8 protein-coding genes and 2 pseudogenes are annotated in these 10963 nt (G+C 64.9%); 4 read left to right on the forward strand and 6 right to left on the reverse strand.

The features are described from left to right. Positions 1 to 20 precede the first annotated feature (20 nt). Both H681_RS12070 and H681_RS12075 read right to left on the reverse strand, forming a co-directional pair. Entirely contained in the window at positions 21 to 1523 is a 1503-nt protein-coding gene (locus H681_RS12070) for an acyl-CoA synthetase (RefSeq protein WP_041711950.1), read from the reverse strand. A 299-nt stretch (positions 1524 to 1822) separates the two neighbouring features. Further along, positions 1823 to 3469 carry an isovaleryl-CoA dehydrogenase gene (locus H681_RS12075; RefSeq protein WP_015477143.1) on the reverse strand — a complete coding sequence of 549 codons (1647 nt, stop codon included), beginning with the start codon at positions 3467 to 3469 and terminating at the stop codon, positions 1823 to 1825. A 115-nt stretch (positions 3470 to 3584) separates the two neighbouring features. Between H681_RS12075 and H681_RS12080 the strand changes: the two genes are divergently transcribed. The 4 genes and pseudogenes from H681_RS12080 (at position 3585) to H681_RS12090 (ending at position 6240) form a co-directional block, all read left to right on the forward strand. Further along, positions 3585 to 4406: a PaaX family transcriptional regulator C-terminal domain-containing protein gene (locus tag H681_RS12080; RefSeq protein WP_015477144.1), complete on the forward strand. Its 822-nt coding sequence runs from the start codon at positions 3585 to 3587 to the stop codon at positions 4404 to 4406. A 247-nt stretch (positions 4407 to 4653) separates the two neighbouring features. Continuing rightward, positions 4654 to 5055, forward strand: a pseudogene (locus H681_RS26220) (DUF1302 domain-containing protein); the annotation flags it as partial. A gap of 436 nt (positions 5056 to 5491) precedes the next feature. Continuing rightward, a pseudogene (locus H681_RS27215) lies at positions 5492 to 5680 on the forward strand (response regulator transcription factor); the annotation flags it as partial. Between the two features lie 143 nt (positions 5681 to 5823). After that, positions 5824 to 6240 (forward strand): glycine zipper domain-containing protein, encoded by a 417-nt coding sequence (locus H681_RS12090; protein WP_041712582.1) that lies wholly within the window; start codon positions 5824 to 5826, stop codon positions 6238 to 6240. 84 nt (positions 6241 to 6324) lie between these two features. Here the strand turns inward: H681_RS12090 and H681_RS12095 are convergent, their stop codons facing one another. From H681_RS12095 to H681_RS12110, 4 genes are all read right to left on the reverse strand, one after another. After that, on the reverse strand, positions 6325 to 6996 hold the full coding sequence (locus tag H681_RS12095) for a DUF3313 domain-containing protein (protein WP_015477147.1): 672 nt from the start codon (positions 6994 to 6996) through the stop codon (positions 6325 to 6327). 73 nt (positions 6997 to 7069) lie between these two features. Further along, positions 7070 to 8371: an OmpP1/FadL family transporter gene (locus H681_RS12100; RefSeq protein WP_041711951.1), complete on the reverse strand. Its 1302-nt coding sequence runs from the start codon at positions 8369 to 8371 to the stop codon at positions 7070 to 7072. A 605-nt stretch (positions 8372 to 8976) separates the two neighbouring features. After that, entirely contained in the window at positions 8977 to 9201 is a 225-nt protein-coding gene (locus H681_RS12105; protein ID WP_015477149.1) for a hypothetical protein, read from the reverse strand. 18 nt (positions 9202 to 9219) lie between these two features. Then, the gene (locus H681_RS12110; protein WP_015477150.1) at positions 9220 to 10962 is read right to left on the reverse strand and encodes a ShlB/FhaC/HecB family hemolysin secretion/activation protein; all 1743 of its coding nucleotides are present in this window, start codon (positions 10960 to 10962) and stop codon (positions 9220 to 9222) included. Position 10963 lies beyond the last annotated feature (1 nt).

Consider the following 10963-nt stretch of genomic DNA (forward strand, 5'->3'; position numbering starts at 1 on the left):
CCGAGCCCGCTGGCGGACTACTACGCAAGCAACGCGCGCTTGAGCACTTTGCCAACCGCGCTGCGTGGTAGCGCCTCGATGAAGCGAACCTCTTTCACGCACTTGAAGCCGGCGAGTTTTTCGCGACACACCTGCATCACCGCATCGGCAGTCAGTCCGGCGCCCGCCTCGGCGACGACGAACGCCACGGGAACCTCGCCCCAGCGCTCGTCGGGACGGCCCACCACCGCCACCTCCGCGATACCGGGCAGGCCCAGGATCACCGCTTCCAGCTCGGCTGGATAGATGTTCTCCCCGCCACTGATGATCATGTCCTTGCAGCGATCCACCACGTGGATGAACCCGTCGTCGTCCAGGTAGCCGACGTCGCCGGTGCGATACCATCCGTCACGCAATGCGCTACGGGTAGCGCTGGGATTCCCCCAGTAGCCATCGAACATCATGGGTCCACGGCAGCAGATTTCACCCTTCTGGCCGGGCGCCAGGGCGTCGAAGGTTTCGATATCGACCACCTTCACCTCGCCGCCGAGCAGCGCCTTGCCCTGGGAGCCCGCCTTATCCAGGCCCATCTCTGCGGTCCAGAAGCTGATGGCGCCGCCGAACTCGGTCGATCCGTAGACCTGCTGGACCGCTATGCCGGCGGCCATGCCGGCTTCGATCAGCGGCCTGGGTACGGCGGACGCGCCGCAGGTCACCCATTGCAGGCTGCTGCTGTCCACCTGTGTCTTTTGCGCCACGCCAAGGAGGGCCTGAAGCATGACCGGCACGGTCATCAGGCTGGTGACGCGCTCCTGCGCGATCGTCCGCCAGACCTGGAGAGGCTCGAAGTCAGGCTGCAGGATCGTCGTGCAACCCTTGAGCACATTGGTCACCAGGGGCGACAGGCCGCCAATGTGGAACATCGGCGCAATCAGCAGGAAGCGATGGTCCCGCCTCCAGTCCAGGGTACAGACGTTGGCCTGGGAACTCGCCATCATCGCCTTGTGCGAAATCATCGCGCCCTTCGGATGCCCGGTGGTTCCCGAGGTGTACATGATCACCGCCGGGTGCTCGCCGCCGTGGCTACCGAGGAGGGGGGAGACGTCCCGGGGCATGCCGACGATGCTTTCGTACGGCGCAACCGAGTCGTGCGGCCCGGAGCCGATCAGGAGGAGTCGAGGTCGCGGTACCGCCAGTTGCCCGACGGTCTGGGCAAAGTCGTCCTCATAGACCAGGACGGTCGGGGTGCAGTCTGACAGTATGTACTCCAGCTCCTCGACCTTGAGGCGCCAGTTCAGGACAACCAGCGTGGCGCCCAGGCGCCCGGCAGCGAAGAGCGTGCTGCCCAGCATCTCACTGTTCCGGGCGAGCACGGCGATGCGATCGCCCTGGGTCACGCCCCGGCTATCCAGGTAACTCGCCAGCCTGCCGACTCGCTGATCGAGTTGCTTGTACGTCCATCGCCCGGTGGGTGTGACGAGCGCTTCTCGCGAAGGGCTCAGTACGGCTCGCTGCGAAAGCAGCTGACCCAGATGCACGCTCATGGTTGTTCTCCTTGTTCGCTTTGCTTCAGACCTGGTGCCCGGCGGGATGCATTCGAACTGCAGCACGCAACGGATGAGCCGCGGAGACACCGGGGGGATGGGGACGTGAACGAAGTCATCGTTCGTAAATTACATTTTATGTATTTATTTGATTTGTTTTGTAATTTTTTAAGGGCGCAATAGACGGGACGTAGCGGGTACACAGGGGGGAGATTTCCCCCCCCCCTGTGTACCCGCTCGAACTGCCCAGGATCGACCTGGCTACGCCTGGAAGCCTGTCGGCCAGGCGGGTTCGGCCATCACACGGCAGGTTTTGCCCGGGCAATGAGCAGATCCAGCGGGGCGCTGGGGTCGAGCGTGCCGTAGGCAAAACCCTGCTCCCGCGCCAGACGGGAGCGGCAGAAGGTTTCCGCGATCTGCGGATCGCCGGTGTTGAGCAGAAGCACGGCCTGGATTGCCAGGGCGGCGCGTTCGACCACCAGGCGGCTGCGGACCTCCAGGGTGGCCACGTCTTCGAACGCGTGCTTGAGCCAGGCCACATGCTGGTCGTAGAGAGCATTCTTGCCCAGCGCGCCTTGCAGTTCGACGAACAGCGCGTGGCGTACCTCTGGCTCTTTCTGCAGCGCGCGCAAGACATCGAGGCACTGCACGTTGCCGCTTCCCTCCCAGATGGAGTTCAGCGGGGCCTGGCGGTACAGGCGGGGCAGGATGTTCTCTTCCACGAAGCCAATGCCACCCAGGCACTCCTGGGCCTCGTTGACGTATGCCGGGGTTCGTTTGCAGATCCAGTACTTGCCGATGGCCGTGGCGATGCGGGCGAAGGCTGCCTCATGGCTATCACGCCCCGCGGCATCCACCGCGCGTGCAACGCGCAGGGTCAGCGCAACGCTGGCTTCGCATTCGAGCGCGAGGTCGGCCAGCACGTTACGCATCAGCGGCTGCTCGATCAGCACGCGGCCGAACGCCTCGCGGTTGCTGGTGTGGTGAAGGGCCTGGACGAGCGCCTGGCGCATCAGGGCGGTGGAGCCGATCATGCAATCCAGACGGGTCAGCGAGACCATCTCGATGATCGCCGGGACGCCACGGCCTTCCACACCGATCAGGTGCGCGGTGGCACCCTGGAACTCCACCTCGGACGAGGCGTTGCTCCAGTCACCCAGCTTGTCCTTCAGGCGCTGGATGCGGACGTCGTTCAGCGAGCCATCGGGCAGCACGCGCGGCAGCAGGAAGCAGCTCAGGCCACCCTCCGCCTGGGCGAGGATCAGGTGGGCGTCGCACAGCGGGGCGGAGAAGAAGAATTTGTGACCAACGATCCTGTAGCTGCCATCGGCCTGGGCAATGGCGCGGGTGGTGTTCCGGCGCACGTCGGAGCCTCCCTGCTTCTCGGTCATGCCCATGCCGATGGTCAGCGCGGTTTTCTGGTTCGCCGGCAGTGTTCTCGGGTCGTATTCGGTAGCCAGGATGCGCGGGATCCACTCCTTCGCGATTTCAGGAGAGTGCATCAGCGACGGGATGCAGGCGTGGGTCATGGTGAGCGGGCAGCACGTACCGGCATCCGCCTGGCTACACATGTAGAGCAGCGCAGCGCGGACCACGTGGGCGCCTGCTTGCTCCTTGTGGCGCCAGGAGAAGCTGTGCACCTGGCCGCGCATGGCCTGGCGCATCAGCTCATGGTAAGCGGGGTGAAACTCCACGTGGTCGATGCGGCGGCCATAGCGATCGAAGGGGTGAAGCACCGGCTTGTTGCGGTTGGCCTGCTCGCCGGCCTCCATCTGCTCGCGGCCGGCAACCTGGCCAAAATCGGAGAGGTGCTTTTCCGCCCAGATCCCGCCGTTCTTCTCGACGGCCTCCTGTAGTGGTTTATCGCTCAGCCAGGCGTTGAGCGGCGCCATCGGCAGTGGTTGGTTCTCTACCTCGTGGGTCTTAAACTGGACATCGGCAGACATGGCGCATCTCCATTGGGGTTGTGGCGATAAATTACACATGAGGTGATTATTTGGTCAATGAATGTAATATTCATTGGGCCGCCAGATGTTGCTTTCCGCTTATCGAGGCTCTCTCTTGCTTGATCTGATTCCTGATTCCGCCGCCGAGCAGGCCGCGCCCACGCCTCGGCAACTGCTACTCAAACTTCTTGGCAGCGGGAAGGACGAGGAACTGGATGCCGCCAGTGCCGTGCGGGCTGGCGCGCTGTTCGGCATCTCGGCGAACAACACCCGCGTTGCCCTGGCGAGACTCCAGGCCGCGGGCCTGATCGAAACGGTGGCGCGGGGCGCCTACCGCCTGGGGGCCGATGGCCAGGCGCTGGCCCAGGAAGTCAGCGCATGGCGAAACGCCGAGCAGAGCCTGCGCAACTGGGACGGCGGCTGGGTGACCGTCTCGACTTCCGCGCAGGGCCGCAGCGACCGCAAGGAGCTGCGCGCGCGCCAACGGGCACTGGCGTTCCTGGGGATGCGCGAACTGGAAGAAGGCCTCCATGTGCGCCCGGACAATTTCGCCGATGGCGTGCCCTTCGTTCGCGCGCGCCTGTTGAGCCTCGGCCTGGAGGCACAGGTTCCCGTGTTCCTCGTCACGCACCTCGATGCCGAACGCGAAGCGAAGGCCAGGGGGCTCTGGGATTCCCAGCAGTTGGAGCACACCTATCGGGACGGTCAGCGGCGGATCGAGGACTCCCTCGCGCGCCTGCGGGACATGCCGCTGGACGATGCGGCCCGTGAAGCCTACCTCCTGGGTGACCAGGCGATACGCCAATTGGTGTTCGACCCCCTGTTGCCGGCCCCCCTGGTCAGCGTGGCGAGCCGCCAGACCTTCCGGGAAGCGGTCAAGCACTACGATGGCGTAGGCCGCCAGATCTGGCGCGACTTTCTCGCCTCGGCTGCCTGACGGGCGGGTGCGGTAGCGGTGAAGCCGTTCGTCGCCGGCTGTCGGCGAGCGATGCCATGCCCAGGGGCAGGGCCAGGCCGTCGCGGCCGCCTGGCCGGGCTTGCCGTACCGATTTCCGTCCTCCCGTTCGAGGTCCCTCGCCGCACTCATACCAAAGTATGAATTCTGGAATCCCTACTTCGTCGCTTACGTGGATTCCGTGCACTGATTAGCTTTCCCGGGCCAATACCAACCACGGGAAAGCCGCATGACAACAAAAACAGCGCGCGCTGGATCATTCAGCCCCAATGCCCTTGCACTCGCCATTGCAATGAGCTGCGCCGCCCAGGCGCAGGCAGTGACCTTTACGATCGGGGAGATCGAGGGGACGTTCGACTCGTCGCTATCGGTGGGGGCCAGTTGGGCGCTTCGCGGGGGCGACCCGGACCTGATCGGGGTCAACAATGGCGGCAAGGGGCTGTCGCAGACCACCGACGATGGCCACCTGAACTTCAAGAAGGGTGAAACCTTCTCGAAGATCTTCAAGGGCATTCACGACCTTGAACTGAAGTACGAAGACACCGGCGTGTTTCTGCGCGGCAAGTACTGGTACGACTTCGAGCTCAAGGACGAAAGCCGGCTGTTCAAGGACATCGACGACAGCGGCCGCAATGTGGATCCAGGAAGGGCAGTTCGAGCGGGCGCGCAGTTCGCTGGAGAGCTGCCTGACGCAGTACACCGGCCCCGAGCGGCGCCGGCCGCCCTATGGCAATCCCGAACTGGTGCAACGCCTGCAACTGGCGCTGGCGCTGGCTCGCCTGGCGGCGGGCGAGGACATGATCCCGGCGTTCGAGGAGATGCTGCAGGAAGCCCTGGACGAGGGCCGGCGCGCGCTCGCCGTGGAGCTCTGGTTCGGCCTTGCCGAGGCCTGCTACGCGAAGGGCCAGAAAAGCACGGCGCAGCGTGCGCTGCTCGATGCCATGACGCTCTCGCGGCAGATCGGCATGGCCAGCGCGGAGCACGGCTGCAGCCTTCGGAATCCCGGCCTGATCCGCTGGGGACAGGAAACCCTGAGCGCGGACGCCCGGCAGTCCGCCGCGGTGCTGCTCAGCCGGCGGGAGCTGGCCGTGCTGAAGATGATCGCCCAGGGGCTGTCCAACCATGAGATCGCCGAGCAGTTGTTCATCTCGCTGCACACCGTCAAGAGCCATGCGCAGAGCATCAACACGAAGTTGGGCGTGGCGCGTCGTACCCAGGCCATCCTGCGCGCCAAGGAACTGGGGCTGGTGAAGTAACCACCCGCAGGGCGATTGAGCGATAGGCGGCCAGGCTAATCCGCGCACCCTTGATTCAAGTCCATGAACCCCCGGACTTGCGTTGTTCGCTGGCTGCGGATACTACAGACTTGCGGTCTTGCTTCCGTTTTGAGGTCCGAATGATGCGTAAATCACTCTCTGCACTTGCTTTCAGCATTCTTGCGGCGCAGTACGCCATTGCTGACGAAACCACCAACACGGCAGTCGGCGGTGGCGTTGGCGGCGCCCTCGGCAGCGTAGTCGGACAGGCCGTCGGCGGCAGCACGGGCGCGGCGATCGGTGCCGGCGTCGGCGGCGCGGCCGGTGGCGCGATGAGCGCGAAGGACGGCAAGAAGACCGAAGCGGCCATCGGCGGCGGCCTCGGCGCGGCGGGTGGCCAGGTGGTCGGCAACAAGGTGGGCGGCTCCACCGGCGGCGCCATCGGCGCTGGCCTGGGCGGCGCGGCGGGCAGCGCCATCGGCAACAACCTGGCCGACGACGATGACCACCACGACAACCACAAGTCCCGTTACAAGCATAAGCACAAGCACCGCGACTGATCGCCCGTCGCGTTCGTGCCATACAGAAAGCCCGCATGTCGCGGGCTTTTGCGTTATCAGGAGCGCTGATGTGCGCGGCGGGGATTACTTGCCTTTCAGGCCCTGGTAGGACTTCAGCATGTCCAAGGCCCAGCCATCGAGCACGGCGCGGGCGTCCGTGGCCTGCATGACCTGGGAAGAGTTCTCCAGCTCCGTGCCGGCGCCCTTGCGCACCACTTCGGCGACGACCTTGCCGCTGCCGCCGTCGAGGAAGGCCGCTTCGGTGGCGACGCTGGTGTCCTGGTCGCGGATGCCGGCGGCGGTGCTGATGCCGGCGGCCACCAGGGCGATCGGGATGACCTCGTAGGGTTGCAGGCCCTGGGTCGAGGCGCTGACGGCGGTAATCGCCGGGCGCACCACCAGCACGCCCGGACCGGGGGCGCTGGCCAGCGGCAGGGCCTTGGCGAACTGGGTTTTCAGGGCCTGGTCGTAGTAGCTGGTGATCCCCGTGAGGGTGCTCTGCGGAATCTTCTCGGTGGGCTGCGGCTGCGGATAGAGCTGGCTGGGCTCGACGTAGACGCTGCTGAAGCGGCTCACGTCCACGCTCGGATCGATCCAGCGCATGACCGGCGCGCCGGACGGCGATTTTTCTTCCTTGAGGACGCTGTAGTCCTTGAGGAAGCCGGAGTATTTCTCGGGCTCGACATACTTGCTGGCACAGCCGGCCAGGGTCAGAGTGGCCAGGCACAGCGGTAACGCCAACAGCTTCCAGTTCATCACAGGGTTCCTTTTGGATGAGTGCGTGTTCAATGGGGGTGGTGTCGCAATAGGCGTCGTCATCGGCCGGGCCTTAGAAGCGCCAGGTCGCGCCGCCGCCGATGATGTGCAGGGCCGCGTTGTGGTAAGTGCCCGACAGGGTGGTGCCCGAGCGCGCCTTGGTCTGTTCGTCGTCCATGTCGCCGAGCCAGACCAGCGTATAGGCCAGGTGGAGGTCCAGGCCCTCGTCGAGCTGGTAGTTCACCCCGGTCGCCAGGCGCCAGCTCTCGGCCATCGGGTTGTCGACGGTGCGGTCCTTGTCGTCGACCGCCGAGCTGTCGTAGCCCAGGCCCATGTTCCAGCGCAGTCGCGGCGTGGCCTGGTACTGCGCGCCGACGGAGGCGTGCCAGGTGTCCTTGTACTGGCGGTCGACGGTGCGCTCGACACCCCCGGCATTGGCGTCCACTTCCACACCGAACTCGCCGAAGTCGCTCCAGTCCTGCCAACCCAGGCTGCCGAGCAGTTTCCAGCGCGGATCGAGCTGGTGGGCCACGCTCAACAGCACGGTCTGCGGCACGTTCATGTCCAGTTCGAGGGAGTCGACATCGAGGCGGTTCAGGGCGGCATTGATGATCGGGTTGCTGACGTTGCGCACGTCGGGGCTGTCCTCGAACTCCAGCTTCACCTTGCTGGTGTAGGCGAGGCCGATCCGGGTGCGCTCGTCGAGGTGGTAGAGGAGCCCGAGGTTGACGCCGACGCCGGTGTCGGTGTCCTTGTATTCGAGCTGGCCATCCGGACGGTCCCGCAGGCCGAGCAGGTTGTTGTCGATGGCCATCTCGTTGCGGTAATAGCCGTAGACGATGCGCGGACCGATGCCAATGGACAGGTCGTCGGTGAACTTGTGGGCGAAGGTGGGTTGAAGGGATACCCCGATGACCGCCGCTTCCTGGGTGAAATAGCGGCCCGCCCAGTCATCGTCATAGTTCAGCGCCAGGCCGAAGTTGCCGTACATGCCAAAGCCGATCGCCGAGCGGTCGTCGATCCGGTGGCTGATGAACAGGCTGGCGCCGGGCAGCCATTGCAGGGCATTGCCGCCTTCGTTGCCGCTGAACTGGTTGTTGCCGTCGCGAGAGAACTGAATGTCGCCAAGGATGACCTGCGCGTTGGCGCTGACCTGCGTTCCGGTCAGTTCAGCGATACCCGCCGGGTTGCTCATCAACACGCTCGGGTCGGTGGCCAGCGCGGCGGAGCCGGCGTTGGCCAGGCCACTGCCTTCCTGACCGGCCTCGTAGATCATGATGCCCCCAGCGACGACATTCCCGGCAAACAGTCCACACAGGGATGTCAGGGACGCCGCGCAAGCGATCCGTGTGGGGTGAATCTTGTTTCCCTTCATCGAGCATCCTCTGCTGCTTGTTATCTGCTCGGAGGCCCTGCGTCGGGGCTTGCGAAATGAAAGCCCAGCCGGCGCAGCTAGCCAACGGTGAGCGAGAGCCTAGGCGTTAAGGGAAGATGTACAAGTGGAATTGGCTGAGGATGCGCATTTGGCGACAGCCCCTGGTTTGCAAAGAGAACTTTTTCCGACTCCTGATTTCGCGCGATTTCCAGACGAAATGCCGTTATTCCGGGGCTTTTCTTTTCAATTGCCGAAAATCGGGTGTCGCGAAAAGAAACGACTTCAGACTTGTCCTGGGACGAGTCATGCGCAGCGATAGCCGCTGTACGACAGTTCTGCCACTGCAGTGTCGCGAGCCAGGTGGCTATCAGGGGACGCAGGCCGCCGTGCTTCGGAGACCGCCACGGGCCCGCCAAGGCTAGCGGCCGGCCAGGTTCAGCAGCAGGTGGACGGTAGCGCTGCAGCCCTGTTCGGGCAGGTGGGTAAGCTGGAGTTCGCCGCCGATGCCGGCGGCAGGCGGCGTCCTGCCCCTTGAACCAGGACGCCCTGCCGGGACGGTGAGCCGGGAGGAACGGGCCCGCCGCTGTCACCGTCCCTTAGCGCCGCTATTGCTCGCGGATCAGCAGCAGTTCCCGCCGGACGATGGACTGAAAGAGTGCCTCCAGCGCCCGCGCATCGTTATCCATGTGCTGCACTACGTCGGCGATGCGGGCGGCGAGATCGGGCGGCGGCAGGTAGCGGTGCTGCAACTCCAGCAGCAGTTCGGCCGCGACATCGCTGTTGAAGGAGGCGCTGCGGATCGTACGGAGAGGATCGAGTGGCGGTCTCACGACATTGCCCTCCGGTCCTCAGAACAGCTTCAGGAAGTTGATGTAGAAGCGCGGAGCCTTGCCGTTGTCGTCGTCGATCTCCTTGGCGGATACCGAGCGCGTCAGCGGGAAGGCGACTTCCGGCGAGACGTAGGTGTCCTGGTAGACGTTGTAGTGGGCGCCGAACCCGGTGGAGGACAGGCTTTCCGAGCTGACCCAGGAGGGATCCTTGCTCCAGACTTTGCCGAAGTCCCAGTAGGTGTAGTACTGGGTCGGAATCGCGTAGTCCCTCCAGGTGTGGATGCGGTTGTACTGCAGCTCGGTCTTGACCGCGAAACCGCTGTCGCCGGTGATCTCGGACGGATCGTAGCCACGGCCGAACTCACTGCCGCCGACGCCGAACTGCTCGGGCGAGAGCAGCCGCTGGCCGAAGGCGGTCTGCGCGGTGCCGGCGACGTAGAGGTTCAGGCCGTCCATGAGCCTGGACAGATCCTGCAGGCGCTGGGCGTCGACCTGGAGCTTGCTGAAGTCGGTCTCGCCGCCCTCGCGGGACGGGTTGGCGCGGCTCTCGCTGCTTGAGCCCATGATGGCCAGGCCCTTGCTCAGTTCGGCCTTGACCAGGTTCTTGCCGCCGAAACTGTCGAACCAGTCATAGCTGGCGCCCAGGCGGATCGCGCGGATACGGTCTTCGCTGGAGGGCGGCAGGTTCTTGTCGTCCAGGTACTCGGAGGTGCCGTTGTAGTAGGTGAAGGCGGCCGAGGTCTTGAACGTCTGGTCGCGCTGGCGAATCCACGGTCGGGTGATGCGTACCGCGAAGGTGTCGCCGGAGCTGTTGGCGTTGAGGAACGAGTAGGTATCGGCATGGCCATCGTTGTGTTGGGCGAGGAAGCTCACCACATCGCCTTTGCTGCCCACCGGCAGCTCGTACTGGCCCTCGAAGAAGGTCATCTTGTCGCCTTCGATGGACTGGCCGGCGCGGATGCCCAGATGGTCGCCGTGGCCGGTGAGGTCGTTGACGCCGACACCACCATAGACCTGCCAGGGGCCGAAATAGCGGCTGTCGCGGTTGTCGAAGCCGAAGAAGCCTTCGTACTTGCGCAGGGTGTTCTCGACGGCGAGGTCGGTGCCGTTCTCGACCGGGGAGGCCTGCAGCGTCCCCCGGCTGTCGTTGCCCGACACATCGTTCATCAAAAGGAGGTTGCGCTCGATGGTCTTGCTGGTCGGCGGCGTCTCTTTCCTGATGTTGTCGGCGTAGCGTTCCAGGGCCTTGTTGGTCGGGCCCTGGAAGCTCACGTCATTGACCTTGCCTTCGAACACCCGCAGCACCAGCTTGCCGCCTTCGAGCCGCTGCTGCGGGACGTAGGTCCTGGCCAGCAGGAAGCCGGCCTTGCGGTAGCGCTGGGTGATGGTGTCGGTCACCGCCTGGATTTCGCCCAGGGTCACCCGGTGGCCTTCCAGGCGCTTGAGTACCGTGTCGAAAGTGCCGGGCGGATAGCTGGTGGCGCCTTCGAGGGTGACCTTGTTGACTAGGAAGCGCGTGCTCGGCAGCGCCTCCAGTTCCCGAGGCTCGGGTTGCAGCTCGGGGGTGATCACGGTTTCCGGCAGTTCCAGGGTACCGGGCATCTGGGTGGGCGAGGTGCGCACGCCGGTGCGGTCCGGCACTTCCACGCGACCGGGGTCGAGCTGCCCCAGCGGGGCGGCCTGGGCCTGGGAGCCCAGCAGCAACAGGCCGGAGAGGACCGCCGTGGCGAGACGCGTAAGGGTAGAGGGATGGGTTTTCATG

This window comes from Pseudomonas sp. ATCC 13867 (assembly GCF_000349845.1).
Lineage (GTDB): Bacteria > Pseudomonadota > Gammaproteobacteria > Pseudomonadales > Pseudomonadaceae > Pseudomonas.